Source organism: Mesorhizobium sp. BR-1-1-10, assembly GCF_020165595.1.
Taxonomy (GTDB): Bacteria; Pseudomonadota; Alphaproteobacteria; order Rhizobiales; family Rhizobiaceae; genus Mesorhizobium; species Mesorhizobium australicum.
Genome location: NZ_JAIUIL010000001.1, coordinates 243512 through 269009, shown reverse-complemented (window position 1 = coordinate 269009; position 25498 = coordinate 243512). Strand labels below are relative to the sequence as shown.

Annotated in this window: 24 protein-coding genes and 2 pseudogenes; 12 read left to right on the top strand and 14 right to left on the bottom strand. The window is 61.3% G+C overall.

The window, feature by feature from the left end:
- Positions 1-588: 588 nt before the first annotated feature.
- Positions 589-927, top strand: a complete 339-nt coding sequence (locus LB555_RS01140; RefSeq protein ID WP_224682161.1) for a hypothetical protein — start codon at positions 589-591, stop codon at positions 925-927.
- Positions 928-1239: 312 nt separating this feature from the next.
- On the opposite strand, the gene LB555_RS01135 is transcribed toward LB555_RS01140, so the two are convergent.
- The gene (locus LB555_RS01135) at positions 1240-1479 is read right to left on the bottom strand and encodes a hypothetical protein (RefSeq protein ID WP_224682160.1); all 240 of its coding nucleotides are present in this window, start codon (positions 1477-1479) and stop codon (positions 1240-1242) included.
- Positions 1480-1492: 13 nt separating this feature from the next.
- Between LB555_RS01135 and LB555_RS01130 the strand changes: the two genes are divergently transcribed.
- Positions 1493-2191 carry a carbohydrate ABC transporter permease gene (locus LB555_RS01130; RefSeq protein WP_224682159.1) on the top strand — a complete coding sequence of 233 codons (699 nt, stop codon included), beginning with the start codon at positions 1493-1495 and terminating at the stop codon, positions 2189-2191.
- Positions 2192-2557: 366 nt separating this feature from the next.
- Here the strand turns inward: LB555_RS01130 and LB555_RS01125 are convergent.
- Positions 2558-3476: pseudogene (locus LB555_RS01125) on the bottom strand (nucleotidyltransferase and HEPN domain-containing protein).
- A 326-nt stretch (positions 3477-3802) separates the two neighbouring features.
- On the opposite strand from LB555_RS01125, the gene LB555_RS01120 reads away from it, so the two are divergent.
- The 5 genes from LB555_RS01120 (at position 3803) to LB555_RS01100 (ending at position 8924) form a co-directional block, all read left to right on the top strand.
- Positions 3803-4504: a response regulator transcription factor gene (locus LB555_RS01120; RefSeq protein ID WP_224682158.1), complete on the top strand. Its 702-nt coding sequence runs from the start codon at positions 3803-3805 to the stop codon at positions 4502-4504.
- Between the two features lie 247 nt (positions 4505-4751).
- Positions 4752-5633, top strand: coding sequence for a GHMP kinase (locus tag LB555_RS01115; RefSeq protein ID WP_224682157.1), 882 nt, complete (start codon positions 4752-4754; stop codon positions 5631-5633).
- Positions 5634-5657: 24 nt separating this feature from the next.
- Positions 5658-6731: a pyridoxal-phosphate dependent enzyme gene (locus LB555_RS01110; protein ID WP_224682156.1), complete on the top strand. Its 1074-nt coding sequence runs from the start codon at positions 5658-5660 to the stop codon at positions 6729-6731.
- Positions 6732-6939: 208 nt separating this feature from the next.
- Entirely contained in the window at positions 6940-7506 is a 567-nt protein-coding gene (locus LB555_RS01105) for a GNAT family N-acetyltransferase (protein ID WP_224682155.1), read from the top strand.
- 80 nt (positions 7507-7586) lie between these two features.
- Positions 7587-8924: an MmgE/PrpD family protein gene (locus tag LB555_RS01100; RefSeq protein WP_224682154.1), complete on the top strand. Its 1338-nt coding sequence runs from the start codon at positions 7587-7589 to the stop codon at positions 8922-8924.
- Between the two features lie 11 nt (positions 8925-8935).
- Here the strand turns inward: LB555_RS01100 and LB555_RS01095 are convergent, their stop codons facing one another.
- From LB555_RS01095 to ehuB, 9 genes are all read right to left on the bottom strand, one after another.
- A complete protein-coding gene (locus tag LB555_RS01095; RefSeq protein ID WP_224682235.1) occupies positions 8936-9391 on the bottom strand; it encodes a MucR family transcriptional regulator in 456 nt (151 codons plus the stop codon).
- Positions 9392-10419: 1028 nt separating this feature from the next.
- Positions 10420-10725 (bottom strand): hypothetical protein, encoded by a 306-nt coding sequence (locus tag LB555_RS01090; RefSeq protein WP_224682153.1) that lies wholly within the window; start codon positions 10723-10725, stop codon positions 10420-10422.
- Positions 10726-11061: 336 nt separating this feature from the next.
- Positions 11062-11319, bottom strand: a complete 258-nt coding sequence (locus LB555_RS29385) for a hypothetical protein (protein ID WP_318012970.1) — start codon at positions 11317-11319, stop codon at positions 11062-11064.
- Positions 11320-11915: 596 nt separating this feature from the next.
- Positions 11916-13040, bottom strand: coding sequence for a pyridoxal-phosphate dependent enzyme (locus LB555_RS01080; RefSeq protein ID WP_224682152.1), 1125 nt, complete (start codon positions 13038-13040; stop codon positions 11916-11918).
- Between the two features lie 34 nt (positions 13041-13074).
- Positions 13075-14109, bottom strand: a complete 1035-nt coding sequence (locus tag LB555_RS01075) for a succinylglutamate desuccinylase/aspartoacylase family protein (protein ID WP_224682151.1) — start codon at positions 14107-14109, stop codon at positions 13075-13077.
- Between the two features lie 15 nt (positions 14110-14124).
- A complete protein-coding gene (locus tag LB555_RS01070) occupies positions 14125-14922 on the bottom strand; it encodes an amino acid ABC transporter ATP-binding protein (RefSeq protein WP_224682150.1) in 798 nt (265 codons plus the stop codon).
- A gap of 8 nt (positions 14923-14930) precedes the next feature.
- Complete coding sequence (locus LB555_RS01065) at positions 14931-15590, bottom strand: amino acid ABC transporter permease (RefSeq protein WP_224682149.1); 660 nt, start codon at positions 15588-15590, stop codon at positions 14931-14933.
- Complete coding sequence (locus tag LB555_RS01060) at positions 15580-16239, bottom strand: amino acid ABC transporter permease (protein ID WP_224682148.1); 660 nt, start codon at positions 16237-16239, stop codon at positions 15580-15582. Before LB555_RS01060 ends, LB555_RS01065 begins: the two co-directional genes overlap by 11 nt.
- 100 nt (positions 16240-16339) lie before the next feature.
- Positions 16340-17221: an ectoine/hydroxyectoine ABC transporter substrate-binding protein EhuB gene (ehuB, locus tag LB555_RS01055; protein WP_224682147.1), complete on the bottom strand. Its 882-nt coding sequence runs from the start codon at positions 17219-17221 to the stop codon at positions 16340-16342.
- Between the two features lie 179 nt (positions 17222-17400).
- On the opposite strand from ehuB, the gene LB555_RS01050 reads away from it, so the two are divergent.
- The 5 genes and pseudogenes from LB555_RS01050 to LB555_RS01030 form a co-directional block, all read left to right on the top strand.
- Positions 17401-18165, top strand: a complete 765-nt coding sequence (locus tag LB555_RS01050; RefSeq protein WP_224682146.1) for a GntR family transcriptional regulator — start codon at positions 17401-17403, stop codon at positions 18163-18165.
- Between the two features lie 33 nt (positions 18166-18198).
- Entirely contained in the window at positions 18199-19362 is a 1164-nt protein-coding gene (locus LB555_RS01045) for a M24 family metallopeptidase (protein ID WP_140877557.1), read from the top strand.
- A 194-nt stretch (positions 19363-19556) separates the two neighbouring features.
- Positions 19557-20258, top strand: a complete 702-nt coding sequence (locus LB555_RS01040; protein WP_224682145.1) for a response regulator transcription factor — start codon at positions 19557-19559, stop codon at positions 20256-20258.
- A 476-nt stretch (positions 20259-20734) separates the two neighbouring features.
- A complete protein-coding gene (locus LB555_RS01035) occupies positions 20735-21157 on the top strand; it encodes a hypothetical protein (protein WP_140877560.1) in 423 nt (140 codons plus the stop codon).
- A gap of 789 nt (positions 21158-21946) precedes the next feature.
- Positions 21947-22144, top strand: a pseudogene (locus tag LB555_RS01030) (hypothetical protein); the annotation flags it as partial.
- 204 nt (positions 22145-22348) lie between these two features.
- On the opposite strand, the gene LB555_RS01025 reads toward LB555_RS01030, so the two are convergent.
- The 3 genes from LB555_RS01025 to LB555_RS01015 form a co-directional block, all read right to left on the bottom strand.
- Positions 22349-22717 carry a hypothetical protein gene (locus tag LB555_RS01025; protein WP_140877561.1) on the bottom strand — a complete coding sequence of 123 codons (369 nt, stop codon included), beginning with the start codon at positions 22715-22717 and terminating at the stop codon, positions 22349-22351.
- A gap of 910 nt (positions 22718-23627) precedes the next feature.
- On the bottom strand, positions 23628-24701 hold the full coding sequence (locus tag LB555_RS01020; protein WP_224682144.1) for an ABC transporter ATP-binding protein: 1074 nt from the start codon (positions 24699-24701) through the stop codon (positions 23628-23630).
- Entirely contained in the window at positions 24698-25498 is an 801-nt protein-coding gene (locus LB555_RS01015) for an ABC transporter permease (protein ID WP_140877564.1), read from the bottom strand. The genes LB555_RS01020 and LB555_RS01015 overlap by 4 nt, the downstream gene beginning before the upstream one ends.

Here is a 25498-nt window from a genome sequence, read left to right as displayed (position 1 = left end):
TGGCCTAACCCTGGTGCTCAGCGGCTGTTCGTCCGACTACCTCAACCACTACGATAGCGGTGACGCTGGCAGCTGGAGACGCCGTCCGGGCCAACGGCCTTTTGCAGCCCGTGGATCCCTTCAACCCAAACAGCAACAACACTCATATCGAGGGTGACGGTCAGCGTTCGGCCGCTGTGGTGGCTCAATATCGCGGGCCGCCGGTGATGGGCGCGGCGGGTGCCAACGGAAGCTCTGGCGGCGCCGGTAGTGGGCACCCGAGAAAATGCCCGACGCCGGATAACATTGCCGCTGATGATAAGCACTGCGGTGGTCGCGCAGCGAGCGAACGGCCGGGAGGAGCAAGTCCATGAGGTTTGGGATCCGCAAACCGAGCATAAAGCGCAGTTTGGCAGCACACGGGCTTCGGTAAAGCGAATGGTGCGACAAAATCTAGGTCTGAAGGCACCGCGCGGCATGGGATGGATCACAGACCCAAAACGCGCCGCCTACAATCGGTCTATGACCGCACCACGGTCAGTTTCTGGGGTCTTCTCAGAAAGATATTCGGGGGCTGATAGCTTGCGAGCGCTTGCCCATCGACTATTCATGGCCGCCGCCATTGCCAGCACATTGGACAGCGCGCATGCAAGCGAGATTACTCGAGAGCAGTGCGAGCTTATCCGTCAGCAACTGATCGCCAGCGCGACCGCCTCCAAAAATGCGCACGAGGCGGTCAGGGATATCAACCTCGCAGCGCTCGATCTGGTCCTTTTGAAGCTCGAGCTGGAGCAACTCGGCGGCGACAAGTTGCGGCCAGTCACTGACCGATTGCAGAAGAGTCTCGACACGATTTCGGCCGCCAGCTCACACGCGGCATCGGAAAAAGGTATCGTTGCGAAGGGCGCCCTTGCGTTTATGCATGTTTGCGGTCCGCCGCCAACCTAAAGGCGGGAAGCCCTTGCCCGGCCGCTCCGTCAGGTCGCTGTCGCGCAAGCCGCACCTCGTTAAATAGCGGGTTATATCGGTAACCCTGGACCATGGTCCCTTTGGCCCTGCCACGACGTTAGGCGCGGGAAAGCAGATGTCGGAACCGTGACGCCGGCATCCGACGCGTAGCGGGCGACACCCTTTGTGATGCCGACTTCATCGACCCATCCTTGAGGTCGTAGCCGCCAAAGTATGGCGCGAGGCTTCCGATCTTTAGTTGCCCGCTGCCATCAGGAATGCTTTGGCTATAGCCGGTCGTCTTCACCCGCATTATGCCATCGACATAGACCAGGTGTTGAGCGTCGGCGACCATGTGTACTTGCCCGAGTCGACGCTACTCCCGTCGCGAAAATAGAGCTGGCCGCCGTCGAACCAGAACGCCCATCCGCCCGTTACCCACTGTGCAATCAACAGACAGTTGGTTGGGGCGGCATTGAACCGGAAGAAGCCTTCAATAGTGAATTGCCCGGTTATGGTGTTGTCGAGCCTCAAGACGCCGGCCGACAGCATGCAGGTGCCGCCGGTGTGGATACCCCATACGCCGAGCCTGGATGCCTATGAGAAGGTCTCTGGCCTGGTCAATGTCGGCCGCTCGATGTGGAACTCTCTGGTTATCGCCTCGATCATCACCGTCGGCATCCTCGTCACCAGTATGATGGCCGGCTATGCTTTCGCAAAATACCACTACCCTGCCCGCTCGCTTTTGTTTTCGGTGCTGATCGCCACCATGTACCTGCCGCCGATCGTGAAGTTGATCCCGCTCTACCGCCTAGTCGGCTCTATGGGCCTTAATGCCAGCTTAGCCGGCATCATCGTGCCCAACCTTGCCAATGCGTTCGACATCTTCCTAATGCGCCAGTTCACATCAGGCGTGCCCAACGAGTTGATCGTCGCGGCGCGTATGGACGGCGCCTCGGAGCTGCTGATCCTCAACAAGATCGTCGCGCCCAGTCTCGCCCCAGCGATCGCGGCGCTCGCCTTGTTCGCCTTTGTCTATCACTGGAACAGTTATCTGTGGCCACTGACCGTGCTGCAGGGAAGTGCCGACGCCTACCCGACCGTCATCAGACTCAGCCGACTATTCAGCTACAACAGAGGCGCGCTCAACACTGCCCTGGTAATGGCCGGCGCGACCCTCGCCGTGCTGCCGCCGCTGATTCTGTTCGGTCTGCTGCAGCGCTTCTTCGTCGATTCATCGTCGGCTCGGCGATCAAGGGGGTAGGTGCGCTCAACAGGCCGCCGAAAGGGCCCGTGTCATTTGGCAATGCTGGTGCTTCATTCATTTTCAAATGGCGGGCTTTCCCTTTGCGGCCCTTAGCTTGAGGGCCTGTTCACCCTGATCGCATTTGAGCTTGCCGGCCATCCGGAGCAATGCGCCGATGGCCCAGCCGAGCTGGCAACAGTCATCGACCTCCTTCGGCGGGAGACAAGTTGATCGTAACTTGGTCGGACCGGCTCGGCCGCGACACCGGCCTTTCTGAACTGAATGGTAGCAACGAGGGGCGTTCGCCACCGTCTTAGATCCGCATTGCGCCATCAAATCAATCGGGCTCACGCGAGCACGTTGCAGGGCTCCCGTTCGGGGTCTTTAAACGCCTGCTGCTTCCTTCATTCGCGCTAGATACTCAACGCAGATTTGCTCCGTGCGCCTGTGCAGCTCCGCTGTGCGCTCACCTAACCAGACGAGCGCCTCTTCGCTGATAACTTAATGTTTCGAGTAGCGTGCTTTCACATACGCTTCGTTCAGCGTGTTGAACCAAGCGCGATGTCGCTGTTGATCCGCGGCCAAGCTTCAGATACCCGCCGATCTTGGTCTTCAAAGCGCGCAGAAATGTAAGTTTGTGGGACGGCGGACTATAGTTTGTGAGTACCAGCAGCAGCGTTGCATAGGTATGTTCAATGGCTTGATGAAGAGTGAATGCGGCCGCCTTTCTCCATGCGCCGTCTGTGCGCGACCTATCGAGCTGAAAAGCGAAAGTCTCGAGCCACTGCTTGGCGCCTGGAGCCCTGTTCCGGAAATTTTCTTCCGTGGTCAGGTAGGCTGCCTTCGGCGTAAGCGGTTTCGGTTGTGCCAGAGGCTCTTCATCGAGTTCGTAGAGGGCGATGCCCTCGCGGCGGATGTCCGTGAAAAAATACTGGCCCTGGCGAAGCGCCGTGTTCACGAAGCGGCGGCTGTGGACGATGAAGCTGGTCGGCGTCTTTATGGCGCGGTCGCGCTCCAGCCGGTCCTTGGCCTTGTACCAGTAGGCGAAGTCGGACAGCTTGTTGTTGTTGACGATCACCAACAGATCGAAATCGCTGCGATATCCCTTCATCGTCAGCGGCTCATCGACCCAGTCGCCGCGGGCATAGGAGCCGAACAGGATGATCTTCAGGATGCGGCCGCTCTTCTTCCATTCGGCGCTGCTCTCAGCCAGCGCGTCCTCGAACTCGGCATGCAGGATCTCGACCACGCGGGCGAGTTCCTCCTGCTTGTGCTCCGGCAAGTGGTCGATGCTGGTTTTCATCCTGGTCTGTTCATGATTTGTTGAATGCTGGCGCGCGGCGACGCGCTGGTTATAGCAGGCTTCGTCATATGGAAAAGACTATGGCGCGCGCATCGGATCACCAGAATCTAGCATGAGAAAATGTCCTTCGCCAAGTCTATGTGGTACGATTGAGTGAGAGTTTGAGGCCAGTTCGCAAGCTTCTGGCGTCAAAGCGGCGAACACGGGCATGAGCTTTGATCTGGAGTTGTTGCCATCGCCGACCCAATCTGCCATCCTTGCCCCCGGCGCGCCGGATTCGATCTGCGAAATTGCTCTGGATCGCGGGCGAAAGACTGGGTGGCCTCATGAAGCCATTGATCGCCATCTGCTCGCAGGATGCCGACTTCTATCTTCTGCTGAGCCACATTCTTGAGGTCGACGGTTTTACTCCCACGCTTGCCGCCTCCATCGAGGACGTGTTGGCGCTCGTCTGCGCAAAACCCGTCGCGGCGGTATTGCTGGACTGCAGGGCGGACAACCAGTTGGCGGCACAAAGTGGCCGGCTCAAGCAGGATACCGCGGTGGGCGCCCTCCCGTGTGTGGCCCTGGTCCATGCAGGCGCGGAAGCGCAGCTCATCCAGCTCTTGCAGTCAGGGATTGACGAGTGTTTTGTCAGGCCTTTCGCGCCGGCCAAGCTGCTCCAGGACCTGCGCTCCCGGCTCGCCATCGGCCTGACGCCAGAGCCAGAGACGCAGGATGGCCGACCCCTTGCTTACGCCGATGTCGAAATGCGGCTCGATACCCATCGCGTTTCCTGCGCCGGCAAGCAGATCGCGCTCGGGCCGATCGAGTTCAAGTTGCTGCGCCACATGCTGGAGAACCCGGAGAGGGTGCTCAGCCGTGCCGAATTGATCGGCGCTGCCTGGGCGCGCAACCGCGGCGTCGGCGCGCGCACGGTCGATGTCCACATCTCGCAGCTGCGAAAGCAGCTTAGCCAATGTTCTGGGGACGCCGCTATCCGAACCGTCAGGCTCGCCGGATACGCCCTGGCACGCAGTCCGTCCTGATCATCCCAGCAGCTTCCACATCCCGGCTGATGCGCCGCCTGTAACCCCGATATCTTTGGAGTGATCGCCGTGTTCCTTTATCGATCAGGCAATTTAATGCTCTTAACATACTAGAACAAACAAGGTGCAACGTATATAGCACAAAAGATTAGTTTGTTTGTTGTTGCACGCCGGCGCCCGAAATGAAAGTCTCTGGGGTAGGTTTACATCAGGGTAATCTAATACGTTGTTCTTAGGGGGTCGTCTCATGCTGGACGGAGCTGGATTTGGCGTGGCCGTCGGCCACCACGGCGAACTGGTTCAGGGCCTGTTCGAGGACGACGGCGCTCGGCTGCGGCGCGCGCTGGTCTCGCTTCCCTGTCGGCAGCTGCAATCGAGGGCCAGGTTCAGCGGAGGCGACGGCGATCTCGTGGCTGTGACGCCGGAATCGTGCGACAAAGCCAGGCGCGCCGCGGAATTGACCATCGCAAGGTTTGGCCAAAGGGCGACCGGCGGGAATCTCGCCATAGACAGCAACGTCCCGGTCGGCCGCGGCATGGGATCGTCCACGGCCGACGTGCTGTCGAGTATCCAGGCCGTGCTGGGGTGGCTGGAGATCGAGGCGGCGTCGGACGAGGTGATGCGCATCGCGGTCAGCGCCGAGACGGCCTGTGACTCCACCCTCTTCAAACAACAGGCGGTGCTGTTCGCCCATCGTGACGGGATCGTCTTGGAAGCTTTCCGCAGACCGCTGCCTCCGGTCGATCTGATCAGCGTCGACACAACGCCGGATGTGACCGTCGACACACTCGAATACCAGCCGGCGCGCTACGATGCCTCGGAAATCGAGACCTTCCGGCCGCTCCGCAGCCTGCTGCGCACCGCCATCAAGCATGCGGATATCCGCATGCTTGGCCGAGTTGCGACGGCAAGCGCGCGCATCAACGAGCGCTTCCTGCCAAAGCCCGGTCTGGACGAGATCGAAACCATCGGCAGCCGTTTCGATGCCGTCGGTGTCCAGGTCGCCCATAGTGGCACGGTCGTCGGACTGATGTTCGATGCGCTCGATCCAAAGGCCTCGGCAAACATCGCTGGCGCGGCGGACGCTTTGAGAGGGTCTGGTTTCGACCCGGCAATCTTCCGTCACTGACCACTCTGGGACGCGGGGAGAAGCATGATCTCTGTTCACACCTTGATGCGCAGGCTGGAAGAATTCGAGGGTCCTCGCCTCGTTCCGCTCAGCGCCACTCTCTTCAGCGCCTCTTTCTTCCTGATGAAGCTTCTACCGGCTCGCTTCATGCTCGAACGCGCCGTCGAACAGGGACGGTTGAGACCGGGAGGGATAATCTGCGAATCCTCGTCCGGTACCTTTGGCCTTGCCCTCGCCATGCTGGCGGTTCAGCACGGCTACAGGTTGATCCTGGTCAGCGACTGGGCGCTCGATCGCCATCTTCATCGGCGCCTCATCGAACTCGGCGCCGAGGTGGCGATCGTCGACACCCCGGCGCCTGCGGGCGGGCTGCAGCAAGCGCGCCTCGATCGTCTGCACGAGTATCTGCGCGATATTCCCGGCAGCTACTGGCCCTCGCAGTACGACAATCGAGACAACGCGCGCTCCTACGGCAAGGTCGCCGAAAAGTTGATCGACAGGGTCGGCAAGGTGGACTGCCTGGTCGGTCCGGTCGGATCGGGTGGTTCGATGAGCGGCACATCGCATTACCTGCGCACGCTGTTCCCCGATCTGCATGCGATAGGCGTCGACACGCCCGGCAGCGTGCTGTTTGGCCAGCCGAGTGGCAGGCTCAACCTGAGCGGTCTGGGCGGCAACATCCTTCCCGCCAATGTCGATCACAGCCAGTTCGACGAGGTCCACTGGCTGACGCCGGTGGAGGTCTTCCAAGCCACCCATCAGCTTCATCGCCAGCACGGGCTTTTCATGGGCCCGACCAGTGGCGCCGCTTACAGGGTTGCCCAATGGTGGTCTCACAACAATCCCGACAAGAAGGTGGTCGTGCTCTTTCCAGACGAGGGCCACCGCTATGTCGAGACTGTCTACGACCAGCAATGGCTTGCAACGATTGCTGGCTGGCCGAGTCCACTGCCTGCCTTCCCGGTCACTGTGGGCGCGCCGAGCGAGCCGATGTCAGCATGGTCCCGCTTCTCCTGGAGGCGCAGGACGCTGCAACAAGTCCTGGCGCGGGCCGATGATGGGCTTAACCCGGGCGGCGGACAAAGCAATGGGTTCTGAGGCTTTCGTGCGCCGATGATGCAATGGCCGGGGTGTGGTCGGCGCCCCACATGCCATGCCGGTCCGCCACGTCTTCCGGGTCTCGCCGGCCTGTTTGCGGCCGCAAGCTGCGCAATCCTGTGATGCAACGGCGCCCCGCTAGCCCCATCGATGCGCCCAGCGACGATGATCGCCGGCTGACCGGGCCATGTGAAGCGAGGACAAAGCCATGAGATCGCCATCGAGATCGGGCGCGACGACAAGTGGGAAGGCGCGGGCCTCGTCGATCGTGTCGCGCCTGGACGGGATCAGCCTGCAGCGCGTGGCGCTCTGGGATCGGGCTGCCATCAAGACGTTGCTGCTCAATCCTGAGCAGGAACAGTTCGCCGGCGACGTGGATGCGGTTTTTGACGGCCTGCAAAACAGCCGCTATCCGCAGTTCGAGCATCCACTTGCCATTGTCGCCGCCGACAAGACCGTCGGCTTCTTTATTCTTCGCGAGAGACTTGCATCGCCCCTCTGGGCGTCAAAGGACGCGGTCACATTGCACAGTTTCCGCGTTTGTCGCACCTTGCAAGGTAGGGGCTACGGCCGCGCCGGAGTGGATCTGGCGATCTCGTGGCTCCGGCGGAAGCGCCCCGGCGTCAAGCAGCTGATGCTTGCCGTCAACATCCGCAATGCGGCGGCGAAATCGGCTTATCTCAAAGAGGGTTTCAGCGACACTGGTCAAATCCTCCAAGGCCCAATCGGCGATCAAACCATTCTGACGGTAAGGATTCCGCCCGGCTGCGGCTGAGCGGCGCCCCGAATGTGGGCTTTTCATCTCGACAGCGTGGGTATACTAGGTATATCTTGTTCCATCGAGAGGAGGAAGCAATGCGGTTTGCGACGCAGCGGTTTGCCGATTTTGTCTGTGATGCGGGGCGCCGGGACCTGTCTGATATGGTGATCGAGAAGACGCAACGCGCCATTCTCGATACGGTCGCGGCTCTCCTCGGTGGCGTGCCGACCGACAATGCGCGGCTATCGCGCATTGCCGCCAGAGCCTGTTTTGGACCAGGTGCGACACATGCCTGGTTCGCCGAGGCCGGGCTGCATCCGCTCGGCGCCCTGTTTGCCAATTGCGCTGCGGCGAGTTCGCTCGACGTCGATGACGGCCATTGCCTTGCGGCGGGTCACCCGGGTGCTGCCATCGTCCCGGCCGTGCTGATGGAAGCGGCAAGGCTGGGCAGCGATGGCCGTGATGTGCTCACCGCGACCGCGCTAGGCTATGATGTTGCTTTGCGCATCGCCGCCGCCCGCCGCTTCACCGATACGATGAGCTTCGCCAGCGGCCAATGGACTGGCTTCGGCGTCGCGGCCGCCATCGGATGGCTGCGCGGTGTGCAAGTCGACCAGCTCGCCCATGCACTTGCGATAGCCGGCGCCGAAGCGCCGCAAAACCTGCCGCAAGGCGATTGCCAGGCAAGCTCCGTCAAGGGCAGCAGCCCGTGGTCGACGGTCTCGGCGGTCTTCGCCGCCGACCGCGCCGGGGCCGGCATGACCGGCTCGATCGATTTGCTCGACCGGGCCCACGCCTATGATGTCGGCGCCCTCACCGCCGACCTTGGCAGCCGCTGGCTGATCGCCGAGACCTACCTCAAACCCTACGCCGCCTGCCGCTATACGCACCCGGTCATCGATGCCGTGCTGGCGCTCGTTGCGGATCGTGATCCAGGGGTGCCGATCGACCGCCTCCTCGTTGAGATCTTTCCAGAAGCGCGGAAACTGCCCAACGAAATCGCACCGAAGTCGCTCGAAGGCGGACAGTTTTCAGTGCCTTTTGCCGCGGCGTTGGCCGCACTGCGCGGCGCGGCCGCCTTCCGCCCCTTGCGTCCGTGCTCGCTCATAGATCCGGAGGTGGTGGCGCTCGCGGCGAAAGTCGAAATCCGCTACCCCCACGACCTGGCCGGGATTTTTCCGCGGCGCACGCCAGCGCGAGTGACCATGGTTGCTGGAGCGCGCGAGCGCGTCATTGACGTGCCCCTACCGCTGGGCGACGCCAACAACCCGATGGATGACTTGGCCTTACACGAAAAGCTGCACGACCTCGGCCGCGACATCCTTTCGCGTGCCGAGCTCGATCAACTCATCCGGTCCGTGGGTTTGCTCAAGCACGGAGAGATCGCTCCGTTGCTCATTTGCCTGGCGGCTCAACCAAGCGCCCAACAGTGAACGCCCTGCCGCTATGCATTCGCTTTCCGCTTCGCCCGCGCCGGTTTGGGCGGCGGGGCGGCTTTGCGGCCGAGCCCGATCGATTTCGCCAAGGCGGACCGTTGGGCGGCATAGCTTGGCGCGACCATCGGATAGTCCTTGGCCAAGCCCCATTTGGCCCTGTATTCATCGGGCGTCATGCCAAGCAGACCCAAATGACGCTTCATCGACCTGAATTTTCGGCCGTCCTCCAAACTGACGATGTAGTCGGGAAAGACCGACTTCTTTGGGTTCACAGCAGGGACCGGCGCTGGTTTGGCGGCGATCTCCGGCTGCTCCAGCTTCAATAGCGCGGCATGCACGCTGGCAATCAGATCAGGCAAGCCTGCGGCCGGCACCGGATTGTTCTGGACATAGGCGGCCACGATCTCGGCCGTCAAACCTGTCGGGTCGAAGCTCTCGGTATTGGTCAATTGTAACTCCTGCATTGTCCCCTCGACTTCCCTATTGCGGAATTCGAAGATGCGCAACGACCGGACTTCTGATGGGTATGGATCAGCAATGAAATGCGCCGCACGCGGATTCGAGACTTCCGCCTGGCAATCAGACGAACAAACCTGCCGGCGCATATCGACCGATTCCCGGTGCCAAAGGCACCGCGCCGGGGTCGACTTGTGATCTGGGCGTCGACTAAGCGGCGTGCCGCCGGCATGCCCGCTCGATGCATAGGCGCGAGGCAGCGGAGACCCAGCCTAGCGAAACCCGGCGCTTAGCTCGCAGGCGCCTGCGAAGGTTGGGATCAGCTTTGATTTCAACAAGCCGCTGTCTCCGGTAGGTACTCAAGTCCACCTCGCCGCGCTAAACATACCAAAGCCCGCCACTGAGGGGACGGTGGCGGGCTTTGTTTGAAAGCTGTTCGACCAACTCTCCGGCGCTCCTGTCCGGGGGGGTGTCGAGGGGCGCCACCGAATGAACTTGGGCCGATACAATCGGTTCCCGCCGCAAGCAAAGAAGCCCGCCGGCGTGATCCAGCGCGGGTGGTGAAAGGCAGATGTTCCGGTTAGTCGATCGCGCCTGAGACGGTGATCGGCGAAGAAGTCGCGGCCGTAGCATCGGACCAACGTTCACGCTTGGTCGGGATGGTCTCTGGTCATCCTCGCGCAGCTCACGCGCCGCCCTTGGTTGGGCCGGATACGATGATCAACTGGGCTGCGATGCTGCCCAAGCGCTCGTGCTTCTCCAGTTCTGGCCATTTGTATGTCTTCTTCCATAGTGATGCTCATCGCGCCTGCGGCGTTGCTGGTAGCACGTTGAAGCCGGCGTTGGTCAGCGCGAACCGAGGTCAAGCAATATGACAGGCTCGTCTTCGACCACCAGGACTTCGCCGTCATGCATCATGGACCATCCATTATACGTTGGCCGCCCTAACGATGAGAGGATGGCTAAGCTCCGGCCCTTTTTGGGAGATCCCACTAGCCGGCAAGTGCGGGCTGGAATGATGCACGACGGGCCGGCCTCATGTCGGCTTGTCCACCAGCGGCGCCCTTCTGGTTGGCGGCTTGTAAGCGCTCACCAGCCTGACCACAGCGGCGTCGACTGTGACTGGAGCGCCCAGGTTCACCGTCACGCGGTTTTCGTCGACGTGGGTGACGTTGCCAATCAACTCGATATGCTGCCCCTTCTGTACCTTCGTTGTATGGTCGATCACCGAGTGGGGTTGGCCATAGGAGGGGATGGAAACGCTCACCCGGTCCTCAGTGACCCGCTTGCGTACGGTGGCGGTGATTACGACCTCGTCGCCGATATTGATGCCCTTTGCCATAACTATGACTCTGGAGCGGCCAACCGTTTCGTCAAGCTACTGCTAATATATTGCGTTTTCGCAGCACCAGGGGTCTAGGCTGATCTATGCGCGGCAACAAACGCGCCGGCGGCCGGGTCGCCATGAGCTTTCTCGACCCCCACCAGGTCAGTATCCGCTCGGTCTCGGTTTGCCAGAACCTACAAGTGCGCTCCTGGCCTCGAAACCAGCCGCGCCTCCTTATGCTCCCCGGCGAAGGATTTAGGTTGACTAACCATCCACTAACCATCACCCGCCAGCTTCCGCTCGGCGGCCAGCCACGGGGCACGGCGATGTCGGCATGGATGGTCGCGACTGTCAGGCCGTCTTACAGAATCGTTTCCATACGAGCGAGGGTTTCGGCGGCGATCGGATTCCATCCTGCTGTAAGCTGTGCCTTTTTGCAACCATACTGACGAGCGCGGACTGGACCTGGTCGGAGCGGCTTCCCCGTTCGATTGCGATCAGCACGATTGCGAAGAGGAACAGGAGCTGCGAGCCATCCATGGCCTTGCCGAGCGGCGACAATACGGCAAGGGCGCCAATCGATCCGATATAGCCGCGGCGGATCGGCACCAGTTGGTTTCCGCGATGGCATGGGAAGCGAGACTGGCGAACGCATTGACCGTACTGCGAGTGCCCCTGTCGGGATTGCGATATGCGGTTGGGCGACCCGACCACCTAGAGCAGCAGCGGTGTGGCTAGCACCGGGCCGCCCCCGCAAGGCAGCCCGAGCATCAAGCCGCCCAGTCCACCCGCGCCAGCCGCGGGGTAATGCTTGTGCTCATCTGGCCCCCTCCGCCCATTTATCATGGACGATCATTCCGAGCATCATCGCTAGGACAAAACAACGACCTCAGGCTTCCCCAGCGCGAGCGCCGCCATGGCCACTTGTGCAGCCGGAGCCCATGCGAGAACCAACCGACCAGAAGCCCTGCGATGACCAGCAAAGGCCCGGAGGCTTTGATCGTCGATGGGGGCGAGTGGCCCGCAAAAGGCCATAGACGATTGGCCCTAAGGCGAGGAATACCAAATGCGGCCCAGACGAGACAGCCCGATGCATCGGCCTGCGGGCAGGCCGAAGATGATCATCGCCGTTGCTGGTCAAGCGCGTTCTGCATAAGGCCGACATGTCCTGATGTGACCGCAGGCCGCAACGAAGCTCTGCTAGACTAGTCGGCAGAGGCAATGGCATTGGGAAAAGGGCGATATTCTGAAGCGCCGCTTGAAGTGCCGACCAGCACGACCGCGGCTTCCCGCCCGACCGTGCGCTGCGCGACCAACTTTCGCAAGCCGGTCAAGGCTGCCGCGCTCGACAGTTCGAGATAAAGACCGTAGCGCGCCAGCCGCGCTTGGTCGTCGTAGGTCGGTTCCTCCTCAACGGCAACTGCCGATCCCCCGCACGCGGCAATCGCCTCAATGGCCTGGTAGGTGACCGTCGATCCTCCGATCGACGTCAAAGCCGAATGACCTTCGAAGTGGCCGCGGTAATCGGCGCCCGCAAGTACCCTTGATACGCGTGCGAAGGGCTCGACGGCATGGATGCGGGGCGGCTCGCCGCTGAGCCCGGACCTTTGCAGATCGCGGTAGCCGCGCGCGATGCCCCAAAGCAGATCCGCCCGCGATGTCGGAACGACAACGTCGCTGCATGCCTGGGCGCCCAGCTGAAGAAACAGCTCGAAAGCAAGCGATCTGTAGCCATCCACCCCGAACGGATTGCTGCCTACTGCCGGAACAATGAAGTTGGTGGCCGGATACCAGTCGCCGGCGCGGACGCGATCGGCGAGCACCTGCCAGCGGCGTTGCGGTGTTTGCGCGGCCAGCAAGGTCGCGCCGTGCATTTCGATCGCTCGCCGCCAGTTCGGGTTCATCTCTGGCGTGGTGACGATCACGCAGTCAAGCCCCGCCTGAGCCGCGTAGGCGGCAAGTGACACGCCGGCATTGCCGCTGGAGGCGGCGGCAACCGTCGAGGCGCCGCTCTGTAACGCGCGCTGGACGACAAACCGGCTCATGCGGTCTTTGTGCGACCCGGTTGGATTGGTGCCCTCGTTCTTGAGATGGAGCGCGCGGACGCCGACCTCATGTGCAAGCTCGTCCATCCCCACCAGAGGTGTGTTGCCCTCACCCAAGGTCGGACAGGACGGGTAGACCTGCCATTCAGAAGGCCGCTCGAGGCAGCAGGGGAATTCCTCATACTCTATCGCCAGGCTTGCCGGCATGTTCTGTTCAAGACAGGCCGGGCAGCCTTCGAAGTAATCCGCCACGGCAAACACGGCGTGGCAGCGAATACAGCGCATCCCACTCACGCGCGGATTGAGCCGAGGCTCCGAGCTAAGCATGTGCCAGCCGATTTGGTCGGGCGTCCAGGTCGGCCATCACCTTGAACAGGCAGTCGCCGGGCTCGGTAAGCGATGGCGCCCTGCGGCACGCGACGAGTCCGGAGCTTTCGAAGAACAGCGTTTCGGGTTCGCGCGTCGGCAGGTCGGGAAAGTGGATGCGGCCGGCAATCTGGCCGCCGACCACCTCATCGCAGATATCGGCGGCCGGCTCGAAGATACCGCGCTCGCGGGCGTAGACGAAGGCGCTATGACCTTTGACGGTCATGACCCGCGTCGGCGGAGCCGGTTGGACGACGACCTCGCGCAAGATTCCGTGGCCTTTCAGCAGGCGCTTCAATCCAGCTTCGGCGAGCGCCAGACCTTCTTTGGACAAGGTCGCACCGCCGCCAAGCTCGGTGGTTAGAACCAGCGCGCCCCTGTCCTGCGCCGCCGCCGCCAGGGTGGTCAGTCCGCCACCCCCCGTGCCATCGCTGACAAAGCTTATGGGGGCGCCAAACAGCCGCAATAGGCGCAGCAGTTGTTCATGTTCCTCGGAGGTCCGCCCCGGCCGCACGAGCGCGCTCGGCACATAGTCGAGAGAGCGCCCTCCAGAGTGAAGATCAACGACGATGTCGGCCATCGGGATCAACACCTCGCACACGTAATGGGCGATCATCTGGGTGGGCGAACCGGCGGCATCGCCGGGAAACGTACGATTGAGATTGCCTTGATCGAGCGGCGATACCCGGCGGCCGGCGGCGACGGCGGGAAAATTAAGCGCCGGAAGGATGATCAGCCGCCCCGAAACCTGGTCACGGCGAATCTCGCGGGCGAGCTTGCAGAGGGCGATCTGGCCCTCATACTCGTCGCCATGATTGCCAGCGATGAGCAGCGCCGTTGGGCCGCCGCTATTTTTAATGCAGACCAGCGGTATGGGTACGAAACCGTAAGCGGACAGGTCGGTCGAATGCGGCAGCCTCAGACAGTCCGACTGCTTGCCGTCGGCCTCGTAGTCAACCGGGGTCCAGATCCGTGTCTCAGCGGCCATGTCTACCTTCTCCATTCAGCGAAGCATCTTTTCCAGGAAAAGCCGCGTCCGCTCCTGGCTTGGCGCGGTGAAGAAGGTTGTCGGGGACGCGAGCTCGACAATGCGTCCCTGGTCCATGAAAACGATCTGGTCGGCGACCTCGCGGGCAAAGCCCATTTCATGGGTGACGCAAAGCATGGTGGTGCCGTCCCTGGCGAGGTCGATCATGACGTCGAGCACCTCCTTGACCATCTCCGGATCAAGCGAAGAGGTCGGCTCATCGAACAGCATGATCTTGGGATTCAGGCACAGCGCGCGAGCGATGGCAACGCGCTGCTGCTGGCCGCCGGACAGCTGGCTGGGATATTTGCGTGCCTGGTCGGCAACCCTCACCCGTTCGAGATGGTGAAGCGCCATGCCTGCGGCCTCGGTCTTCGACTGGCCGAGCACGCGCTTCAGAGCGAGGGTGCAATTGGCCATCACCGTTAAATGCGGAAACAGGTTGAACTGCTGAAACACCATGCCGATCCCGCGCCGCAGTCTCTGCAACTGCCTGTGGTCTCGACTGAGATCCACGCCACCGACCCGAACCGCGCCTTTCTGAAAGGTCTCCAGACCATTCAGGCATCTGACGAGCGTCGATTTTCCCGATCCGGAGGGACCGCAAATCACAATCCGCGCGCCCTGCGCCGCAACGAGGTCGACGTCCTTCAGAGCCTGGAAGCTGCCGAACCATTTGTTGAGCGCTACCGTCTCCAGCGCTGGCGGCTGGGCGGATTTTGGCGCGCCAGCTGCCTGCCCGATATCGGTGGTTTGGGAGCTGCCCTGTCGCATGAGCTCATTCATCTTCCAGTCGGCCCAAGCAGCTGGCGTTCAATCCGGCCGACCAGCCATGCGACCGCGAGCGCGAGGAGAAGGAAGGCAATGCCGGCCACAGTCAGCGGTTCGGCATAGCGGTAGGTGTCCGAGGCGATATCCAACGCCTTGCCCAGCATCTCCGGTACGGCGATGACGGCGAGGTAGGGCGTAGCCTTCAGGATCGAGACAAAGTAGCTGCCGACCGGGGCCGCGACGTTGCGCAACATCTGGGGAGCCAGGATGAACACCACGATGTCAGTCTGGCTCAGTCCCAGCGCCTTGGCGGCTTCGGCCTGGCCTGCAGGAATAGCGTCGATGCCCGCCTTGAATACCTCGGCGAGATAGCCGCTGAAATAGACGCTCAGTGCCAGTGTGCCGACCAACAGCGCCGGCAGCGTAATCCCGTAGTGCGGCAGCACGAAATAGAGAAAATAGAGCCATGCCAGCACCGGCGTGGACCGGATGAAGTCGATCATGAAGCGCACCACATAGCCGGCAACGGACGCCGCCCGCCTGGTGATCTCGAGGCAGAAGCCCAGCGCCGAGGCCCCCGCGCAACTCGCCAGCGCCACGCCGATCGTGGTTCCGATGACGCTGAGGATCGTGGGGACGGTCGAGAGGGCGAATTCGAGATCAAAGGTCACTGGATAACCTCGTTGCCACGCCGATGCGCTGCTCGACCCATCGGCCAAATAGCGCGACTGGGTAACAGACTACGAAATAGGCGAGCAGAAGCGATGTGTAGACGCCGACGGGATTGTATTGGAGCTCGGCGATCTCCTTTGCCCGAAAGGTCATGTCCGTCAGCGTAACGAGGGAAACGAGCGCCGTTCCTTTAACCAGCTGGATGAATTGGTTGATGAAGGTCGGTGCCATCCTGGTCAGCGCTTGAGGGAGTTCGATCAGTACAAGGATGTGGCGTCGCGGCAGTCCGAGGGCCGCGGCAGCTTCGATCTGCCCCCGGTCTAGCGACTGAAGTCCGCCTCTGACGGCCTGGCTGGCGTATCCTCCCGCATTGAGCCCCAGCACCATGGCGCCGACAATAGTCGCTGGCATTTGGATACCGATGACAGGCAGCGCATAATAAAAGACGAACAGCAGTATGATGACTGCGGAACTGCGCCAGAATTCGATGATGGCGCTGACGGCGATACGGGCGATGCCGCGTGTCAGATACTGCGACACGCCGAAGATCAAGGCGAAGGGCACGGCAAACAGCAGGCCCAGTAGGGTTACCGTTGCCGTGGTCCGGAAGCCGGCGAAAATTCCGACCAATATCTCAACGATAGTCACGCCTGCACATCCCTGATCCTGCACGCTCCGTGCTCCGAGAGCCTGACCGTCTCGCGCTGATGCCGCGACGTGTCTTGCCGCCGATCCCCGGGGCGTCCGGTCAGCCCTGCCCCGCGCAAACCTGCTCACTGGTCAGATCCGGTGCTGCCTCCTCATGGCTGAAGCCGTTCTTGGCCATGATGTGGGCCAGGGTTCCGTCGCTCTTCAAGAGTTTGAGACGGGAATTATACATGTCACGAAGGTCGCCATCCTCCTTGCGGAAGGCGATAGCTGAATAGCCGAAGCGTTCCTTGCCGTTCTCCTGCAGGCCTTGGAACGGCAATGCGCGTTCGATGCCTTTGACATTTGGGTCGGACAAGATGCGAGCCACCGTCGGCGCTGAAAATGCGGCGACGTCGATCCTGCCTGTGAGCAGAGCCGAGACATTCGACTGTATGTCGGGAAACAGCAGCATCGTGCTTTCGGGGACACCGGCGGCCGCAGCATTCTTGGCCGTCACGCTGCCTCGCCCAATCCCAAACCTTATCTGAGGATTTGCTGCGATCTGAGCATAGCTGTGGACGTTCTTCGGATTGCCCTTGGCGACCAGGGCGGCGTCGGCGATCTTCAGATCGGGGTCGCTGAAGGCGACGAGCTCACAACGTTGCGGCGTGATGGCGAGTCCGGCCGCGATGGCATCGAACCGCTGCGCCGTCAGGCCGGGAATAAGGGCGCCGAACTCGGTGACCACGATTTCCACCCGATCAACGCCGAGGCCTTTGAACGCAGCTTTGATCAGGTCGGGGTGAAAGCCTTCCGGCTCGCCGTCGGCACCGCGGTATCCCCACGGCGCGCCATTCGAAATGCCGATTACGATCTTGCCCTCGCGCAAGACCCGCTCACCTGTCGTTTCAGCCCGGAGGCTGTTCGCGCCTGCAACGAGAATGGCGCACGCCGCCACAGCAGTCGCCATTTTCCTGAGCAGTCCGACCGTGTTGGGCATGCGGTGTTCTCCACGTCAACGTTGCGTCAGGTAGACCAGGTATATCAGGTATGTCAAGATCAGGTGAAGAATAAGTTTTATTTTTGTTAAATCCGCGGTTCGGCGCTCCGGCCTGCGTGGGGATGGACATCGCTTTCTCGTTGCGCTAGGTATTCCTAGTATACCTTGTGAGGGCGAGAATGGCCGGACAGATCGGGACTGCTCTTCATGAAACCGTACGGCAGGAGATCACGCGCCGCGTGCGGGCCGCGCAATACGGTGCCGGTCAGCCGCTGCCTTCCGCCGCAGCGCTTGCCGAGGACTTTGGCGTCAGCGCAATCACCATCAAGCGGGCGTTGCGGGATCTTCAGTCGGCCGGAATCCTGCGGTCGGTACCCGGGTTGGGAACCTTTGTGCGGGAGCAGCGACGGTTCATTCGCGATCTCGATTTTTCTCTTACCTCCTATGACAACGCCCTGCGGCTCGGCCTGAAGCCATCCATTGAGCTCATCTCGTTGACGCGCGAAAAAATACAAGACCCAGCCTTCGACGTGCTTGAACCGCCCACTGGATTGATGCTGTGCGTGCGCAAGGTGATCTTAGCCGACGAGACACCAATCATGTACGACACATCCTACCTGCCTCACCCGGTGAGCGATCAGATGCTTGACGAGTTCAGGGACAAATTCATCGGCGATGTCCTGCGCGAGCACGGCACGCGTTTCACCAAGACCAAGCTGCTGATCGATGCCGCGCCGGCCTCGAATGAAGCACAGCAGACATTCGCCCTTCCGAACGGATATCCGACCCTTCGTCGCCTCTACAGGCTGAGCACGACCGAAAGGTCTGTTTCGGTGTTCGGCATAACCGAATCTCCGTTCGACCGGCTGGCTTGCGTGGTCGAAATCGACGCCGATCACCCAACCCCTAAGCGGCGGACGAGAACCGACCCGGCGTCCGGCTGACGCTACGAGCTTTAGAATAAGGAGCAGGCAATCATGCTTCCAGTTCCACCCTCGCCCGATGTTGCAGTGGCCGAGCTGACCAGGCGGCTTGCCGCGGTGCGACGCGAGATGGCAGACGAAGATATTGACGCGCTGGTCCTCACCGACCAGAAGAATGTCGAATACTTCACCGACTACAGGACCTTGTCCTGGGGCTATCACTCGCGCCCCTTGTTCCTGGTGATCGACCATCAGGATGTCCGCGTCATCGCCAACAGGATCGAGACCAGAAACCTCGAAGCGCGGCACCGACCTTTCGCGATCGTGTACTACGCGGGGTATCTGGCCGAAGGTGCGCAAACCATCGTCGAGGCGGTCCGAGCCCGCGACCTGGCCGCCACTGGCAGGGTCGCGGTTGACTATGGACAGGACATGGCCGGTCGCGGTTCGCTGGAGATCGTCGACGGCTTGAGGACGCGCGGGCACAGGCTGGAGAGCGCGGTCGATCTGCTGTGGCGCACGCGCATGATCAAATCGCCGTTCGAAGCGGATCTCAAGCGCGTTTCCTTCGAGATCGTCAATGCAGCTTTCGACAATGCTGTTTCGCAGGCGCGTCTCGGCATTACCGAGGTCGAGCTTTCCCGGCAGATCCAGGCGCGCATCATCATGAACGGCGCCGACCGTGCCGATCCGATTGCCATGACATTCTGCAGGGGCGAGTTCAATTACGGCCGCCCGCCAGGCCTGCATCCCCTGCAGGCTGGCCAGTATGTGTGGACGGATTTTCGATCGACCTATGGGGGCTACCCTGCGGACAGAAACCGCATCGCTCGCGGCGGGGCGCCGGAAAACTGGGAGATAGACGCCTACGAACGAACGCGTGCGCTGACGGTGGCCCTTGCAACGAGCGTCAGGGCGGGGATGACATGCGGGGACGTTTTCGGCGCCTTCGAGCAGCTTTGGTCCGACGCGGGCCTGCCGCCCGCCTATGGGCTTGTTTCACGTATCGGGCACGGTGGAGGTCTCGATGTGACAGAACCTCCGTCCATCTCCAAGGCCAATCCAGAAACGATAAGACCTGGCATGATCTTGCACCTGGAGCCCAAGCTGGAAATCAATGGCGCTGTCTTCCAGTTCGAAGAGGTCATCTATGTCCGCGAGGCCGGGGTCGAGTTTTTGAGCGAGCTCTCTCCAGAGCAGTTGCCAATCATCAACTGAACCAGGTTGGCTGGCCTACAGAGGTGCGGGACCAGCAAAGCACCCGCGTGCTTGGGAGCTGACTGTCGTCAGGCCAGCGACAGGATAAAAGGTCGAAGCCGGATGTTGTGGGACCCCGGTAAATGGTTGGGTAAGCGGGTGCGCACGAGGGACGAGCAACCTACCCAGCGACCCGCCGAAACGCGAGCGACGCCATGAAGCCACTGATCATCATATGCTCGGATCACGCGGAATTCTATCTGATCCTGAGCCACATTCTTACGGTGGACGGCTTTGAAAGCGCATTAGCAACCAATGCCGACGAGATGCTCGAGTTGGCCGGCCAACTGTCCGTTCAGGCCTTGCTGCTGGACTGCCGGCCGGACAATCAGATGGCGGATAGCTGCGCCCGGCTTAGACAGGACGACAGGACCAGCACCCTTCCCGTCATCGCCTTGATTGCGCCCGGTGCGGAATCCCAACACATTGTGCTGCTGAAATCGGGGATCGATGAGAGTTTCATCAGACCGCTGGCGCCAGCCAAGCTGCTGGACTACCTGCGATCCAGGCTCGGAGCCGAGCGGCGCTCGCGATTGCAACTGCAGAGCGCGATATCGCTGAGCCATGGCGACATAGAAATGCAGATCGACACGCATCATGTGCGCTGCAGCGGTCGGGAGATCGAGCTGGGGCCGATCGAGTTCAAGCTGCTGCGGCATATGCTTGAGCACCCGGGGAAGGTGCTCAGCCGTGAAGAACTGATCGGGGCTGCTTGGCCCAGCAATGTCTATGTCGGCCCGCGCACGGTCGACGTTCACATCAGTCGGCTAAGAAGATCGATCAAGCAGTCTCCTCACCACGACGTCATTCGCACCGTCAGACTGGGTGGATATGCGCTTGAAAGCCCAACAATCTAGAGAGTTCCTTCGGTGCCTCAATGGCCCGGCGACCGAACGGAACCCGAAGTAATAAGGCCGCGCGGTCGGCGGCCAACCGTAGAACCGTGTGTGGGCCGAAATCGAGAGTCCACCTTGTTGGGCGAGCGGGACTGCCCCGTTGCCTCAGGTATATTCTTGTCCCGCCAATCGGATTCCCTCCGCGCGCCCGCGGTCCCTCAGATATTTTGCAAGCCGAACCGTATCGCCTCCCAATGGGTTCGGCAGGACCAGAGCAGATTTTGCCAGCCTGGTGGCTCGCGCCTTCAGAGCCTGCGGCTCGATGAGCCTGGTGACGGCAACTTCCGGGCTGACATCGAGGCTCCGCCAGCGGTACCCAAATTTTCGACGCCATGGAACTTTGCCGAGAAAGCAAGGTTCGGGACTTGGCGATGGCGACGGGGCCTGTCGCGATCTCGGAAAGCAAGGAAAACCTGGCCCAATGGGAGCAGCTTGCTATGAAACACCAGACACTTGAACAACTGAACGTTATCGCGGAGGTGAACGCGGAATATCCAGCAATGACGCGTAGGCAACGCCTTGAGCGCTGGGCAAACCTCCTTGAACACCAACCAGATCGATGCCTTGGAGCGCTCCCGGGCACCGAATATATGAGCCCCGATGAGCGCAACGAAGCGCGTTGCCTTTCGTCGCCGATCAGCGTTGCGTTCGAAGACCCAATTCTGAGGGCGCAGGGTCTGAAGGACGATACTTATGGTGCGGCCCGGAAGTTTTTCGAACTGTCCAACTGGCAACTGCACGACATTGTTTGCCATTGTCATGTCGGCGCAACGATGAAGGCCGGATGGGCAGCACTTCGTGTGCGCGCCGCTATGAATGGCGGCATCTTTGCAAGGCTGGGTGCGTTGCTTAGGCCTTGATGAAGGGATTCGACGGGGTTCATTCCTCAAGCCGATGCTCGACGACCGCCGAAGCGTCAGTGATCGCCCACGGCTGCGACCAGGCGCCGCTCACCTGTCACCTGGGCGGAGATGAAGGGAATCGGTGCGCCCTCACCGGCGCCGACAGGGTTCGTCCGCCCACCCTTTCCACGCCCAGTGTCCCCGCCTGAAGCGGCTGGATCGGGGATTTGGCGGACAACTGAGGGATCAAGCCAGCCCGCCCAATCGTACCGCCCCTAGCACGATCCGCCGATCGTGATACCCGGCTGTGTCCGGACCGGGTTGCGTCGCGAGGTGGTGGCGCCTCCCCGACGTCGTCGGTCTCGCGCCAGATCCCCGCCGCGATTTGTCCCAATCAGGCAAGCCTGCATCCGTGCCTGGGCACGCGAAAGGACTGCCATGCCCACTCGAAGATCAGTCGCAACGTTAAGGATCTGAATTTACCGACCAAAATATTTTCTCGATTTCCGCATACCGTCACATAGGCCGTCAAAAGCACCGGTATCTGAAATCATTGGCTTTTTCCGCCAGATCGCGACAGTCGTGGTTTCGCCATCTATCGGCAGGCAGGCGGCGGCGACACCCCGAAGGTCACTTCAGCCCGCACCGCCGTCTCTACGCTAGACAACGCCGGCCACGATTCAGACTCTCGGAATTATACCGTCAGGTGCCTGGTTCGCCCCCCTTAATGGGATGGCTATCGCGCGAGGGCTAGAAAAAAATTGTAAGCTTCGTGCTACATATCTCGCCAATCTGCGAAGGCTTCAAATGCCTACACCACATAACCCTCCCAACGCTGTGAGGCGCTTCCTGCGCAAGCTTGGTGCAGACATCCACGATGCCCGTCGGCGTTGACGGCTGCCAATGGCTGTCGTCGCAGAGCGCGCCTTCACTTCCCGCTCGACCCTGCAAAAGGTCGAGGCTGGGGACACCAACGTCAGCATCGGCATTTATGCAGGCGTCCTTCACCGCAGGCCTCGAACACTTCAATGCAAGGCAGAACCTCGCCGTTCAGCATCACGACCATGCTATCCATCACAGCCTCCCAGGAAACCAACGGCAACGTCGATTTCTATAGGTCCGCCGAAATCGGTCTTTCATTAAAAAAGACATCCCGCGTCAGTTTCTGGCGAATCAAGGTAGAGATTGCAAACTCAGTGATGCCAGGGATCATTTTCTGACCATCCAGTCTATCAAGCCGGATTGAAGCCGCTTACAGCCGGTAAACTCGTAGACAAGGGTCTGGGCGAGGTCGCGCCACTGACCCTCCTGTGCCTTCGTTTCCAAGACCAACTTCTGAAAGACGCTGCGGAGAATGTCGGCATCGAACGCGGACACCGGGTGTTGCTCAACGTTTCTGTTCGCCTCGTCTATCTTGCGCTGGCGCAACCGCTTAAGAAGCGCGCGGGATGCAGCAACTGCCCGCCGGGACTGGTCCAGATCACGTCGGATTGAGGCGATGTCGTTTATGGAGCGGTGGCGCGAAATAAAGGTCGCGTCGATCATCGCCCGTGCGATGTCTGTACGGCTTTCGATCATATAGCTACCTCCCAATAGCTAAGATTGTAAGAACCTCTTTCTAAAGCCGATCCGCGATGCGTTAAATGTCGGTTTGATACCAAGTAAGCGTGTCGATTTCAAATTTATGTGTAACTGCCTTAAATTGGGTTTGTTAGCCATAGAATTGCCAGTCGTGATGGGTGATGGGTCTCGTGATTGTTGTCACCGCGCCCGCCGACGGCTCCGAACGTCCCGGCAATCGCCATGCCTAGCCCCTCGCCAAGGCCCACTTTGAATCCATAAGCGTCTGGGCCTCAAACCAATCGCGCTCTGAGCAGTTGCACGATTCCCGGAGCTTTCCGCAAACTTGCTATGCCTGAGCCGACCGCTGGTCTTGACGTTCGTCAGGTGGCGAACCGTTACACCGCCGCCCTCGAGCTTGGGATTTTAACGTTCGGCCGACGCTTGGGGCCGCCCTGCGCATGCGGTGGGCGCAATCGAGAAGACAGCCCACAAGCACCATCGAACCGATCTCAATCCGATCACCTGTCGCTTTTTTCCATCCGGGGGTTCAGGCGAGCGGGTTGTGGTGTTCGACTGGAACCGGCCCTTCGCGGCGCAGGGAGGCGCTGTGTCTGATGCGCACCGCCCTCGGTCCAAGGTACCTTCGGTTAACGGCGTCCCGAACGTAGACGGTAACCGTGGGCTGAATGCGGTGGCCGCGACTGCTCGGCCCCGACTCGGAGGAACTGCCTTCATCTGCGTAGCCGTTGCGCACTGCTCCTGCCGTCCGGCAGCCAAGCTTTGGCGAACGACCGCGCTACTTTGAGGACATGCAGGGGGCGCAAACCAGTCATGTCGGCAAAGGGCTGGAAGCAGACGGGCAACCAGCAGACGGCGTCTTTCTGGGGTCGTCGTGGGATGGACCGGATCCGGCTGATGCAAGCCTTCAGGCTGGAAAGAGGAAGGCTGCGGCGGGATCGAAAAAGATCTGGCGGCCCGAGTCGGGGCCGTGTGGCTCCGTCGCGTCTGACGTCGGCCTGACGTCGAGTTCCTGTCCGCCGACGGTCCGCGCCACGACGCGCCTGCGGTCGCCGAAGAAGGCGGTATCGATGAATTCCACCGCGAGCGCGGCGGTCGCCGGTCCAGGGGTGAGCCGGAAGGCTTCGGGGCGCACCATCAGCCGCGCCTTCTGGCCGCGATCGAACGCCTGTGTTGTCTTGACCCCGCTCACGACTGAACCGTCGGCCAAGCGCACGGTCGACGCGCCATTGGCGCTGTCCAGATGCTCGGCGGGCAGGAAATTCGAGTTGCCGATAAAACCAGCGACGAATTCGCTGGCTGGCCTCAGGTAAAGGTCCTCACCCGTGCCGATCTGTTCGATGCGCCCTTCCCTGAACAGGGCGATGCGGTCCGACAGATGGAGCGCTTCCTCCTGATCGTGGGTGACATAGAGAATGGTGACGCCGGTCTCACGGTGGATTCGGCGGATCTCGGCCTGGATTTCCTGGCGCAGTTTTTTGTCGAGCGCCGATAGCGGCTCGTCCATCAAGAGAATCGGCGGATCATACGCGAGCGCGCGGGCCAGCGCCACGCGCTGTTGCTGGCCGCCCGAGAGTGCGCCGGGAAAGCGGCCGGGGAAATTCTCCAGCCGCACGAGCGCCAGCATATCGGCCACCTTCTTTTTCACTTCGGCGTCGGGGCGGCCGCGCACACGCAGCGGAAAGGCGACGTTCTCGGCGACGCTCAGATGCGGAAACAGCGTGTAGCGCTGGAAAACCATCCCGATGTTGCGCTTGTGCGACGGCACTGAAAGCAGCGACTTGTCCTCCAGCACAACATCGCCGGAGGTCGGGTCCTGAAAACCGGCGATCGCGTAGAGCGTCGTCGACTTGCCGGAGCCGGACGGCCCAAGGAAGGTCAGGAATTCGCCCTTGGGCACATCGATGCTGACATCGTGGACGGCGACGAAAGCGCCGAACGTCTTTCGCACTGCTCGTATGGACAGGAATGGCCGGCTCATCTCGATAAATTCCTGCGCAGGAGTGCGGTCGCGATCATCAGGCATAAGGTCAGGCCGACGAGCAGGCTGGAGGCGGCGGCGACGACTGGGCTGAGGTCGGCGCGCAAACTGCCCCAGATCTTCACCGGCAAGGTCTGCAAGGTCGGGCTCGCCATGAAGATCGCCACCACGACCTCGTCCCACGAGGCGAGGAAGGAAAAGATCGCCGCCGAGAAGATGCCGATCCGAATCGAGGGCAAGGTGATCCGCAGCCGCGCCTGCAGCGGGCTGGCGCCGCAGACGATGGCTGCATCTTCGATCGACTTGTCGAAACCCTCCAGCGCGGCGACGATCGGAATGATAGCAAAGGGCAGTGCCAGGACGGTGTGCGCGATGACGAAGCCGAACGTGGTGCCGGCCAGCCCAATGCGCAGGAAGAAGGCGTAGATGGCGACGGCGAAGACCACCACGGGCAGTACCATCGGCGTCAGCAGTAGCCCGCGCAGGAATTGCCGCCCGCGGAATTCTCCGCGGACCAAGGCGAATGACGCGAACAGGCCGATGACGACGGCGAGGATGGCGGCCATGGTGGCGATTTTCGCGCTGGTCAGCGCGGCATCGATCCAGGTGGGGTCGGCGAGCAGCTGCTCGTACCATTTCAGCGTCCAGCCGGGCGGCGGAAAGGCAAGCCAGCGCGAGGAGCCGAACGACAAGAGCACGATGAAGATCACCGGTAGCAGCAGGAAAGCCGCAACCAGCGCAGTGAAGCCGGCAAGCGCCACGCGCAGCCATCCGAGCCTGTCATAGTCGAGCAGCAT

Coding starts and splice junctions, on each gene's coding strand:
- LB555_RS01140 (WP_224682161.1), top strand. CDS start 589: ATGGCCGCCGCCATTGCCAGCACATTGGACAGCGCGCATGCAAGCGAG.
- LB555_RS01135 (WP_224682160.1), bottom strand. CDS start 1,479: ATGCTGTCGGCCGGCGTCTTGAGGCTCGACAACACCATAACCGGGCAA.
- LB555_RS01120 (WP_224682158.1), top strand. CDS start 3,803: ATGAAGCCATTGATCGCCATCTGCTCGCAGGATGCCGACTTCTATCTT.
- LB555_RS01115 (WP_224682157.1), top strand. CDS start 4,752: ATGCTGGACGGAGCTGGATTTGGCGTGGCCGTCGGCCACCACGGCGAA.
- LB555_RS01110 (WP_224682156.1), top strand. CDS start 5,658: ATGATCTCTGTTCACACCTTGATGCGCAGGCTGGAAGAATTCGAGGGT.
- LB555_RS01105 (WP_224682155.1), top strand. CDS start 6,940: ATGAGATCGCCATCGAGATCGGGCGCGACGACAAGTGGGAAGGCGCGG.
- LB555_RS01100 (WP_224682154.1), top strand. CDS start 7,587: ATGCGGTTTGCGACGCAGCGGTTTGCCGATTTTGTCTGTGATGCGGGG.
- LB555_RS01095 (WP_224682235.1), bottom strand. CDS start 9,391: ATGCAGGAGTTACAATTGACCAATACCGAGAGCTTCGACCCGACAGGT.
- LB555_RS01090 (WP_224682153.1), bottom strand. CDS start 10,725: ATGGCAAAGGGCATCAATATCGGCGACGAGGTCGTAATCACCGCCACC.
- LB555_RS01080 (WP_224682152.1), bottom strand. CDS start 13,040: ATGCGCTGTATTCGCTGCCACGCCGTGTTTGCCGTGGCGGATTACTTC.
- LB555_RS01075 (WP_224682151.1), bottom strand. CDS start 14,109: ATGGCCGCTGAGACACGGATCTGGACCCCGGTTGACTACGAGGCCGAC.
- LB555_RS01070 (WP_224682150.1), bottom strand. CDS start 14,922: ATGCGACAGGGCAGCTCCCAAACCACCGATATCGGGCAGGCAGCTGGC.
- ehuB (WP_224682147.1), bottom strand. CDS start 17,221: ATGCCCAACACGGTCGGACTGCTCAGGAAAATGGCGACTGCTGTGGCG.
- LB555_RS01050 (WP_224682146.1), top strand. CDS start 17,401: ATGGCCGGACAGATCGGGACTGCTCTTCATGAAACCGTACGGCAGGAG.
- LB555_RS01045 (WP_140877557.1), top strand. CDS start 18,199: ATGCTTCCAGTTCCACCCTCGCCCGATGTTGCAGTGGCCGAGCTGACC.
- LB555_RS01040 (WP_224682145.1), top strand. CDS start 19,557: ATGAAGCCACTGATCATCATATGCTCGGATCACGCGGAATTCTATCTG.
- LB555_RS01035 (WP_140877560.1), top strand. CDS start 20,735: ATGAAACACCAGACACTTGAACAACTGAACGTTATCGCGGAGGTGAAC.
- LB555_RS01025 (WP_140877561.1), bottom strand. CDS start 22,717: ATGATCGAAAGCCGTACAGACATCGCACGGGCGATGATCGACGCGACC.
- LB555_RS01020 (WP_224682144.1), bottom strand. CDS start 24,701: ATGAGCCGGCCATTCCTGTCCATACGAGCAGTGCGAAAGACGTTCGGC.
- LB555_RS01015 (WP_140877564.1), bottom strand. CDS start 25,498: ATGCTGCTCGACTATGACAGGCTCGGATGGCTGCGCGTGGCGCTTGCC.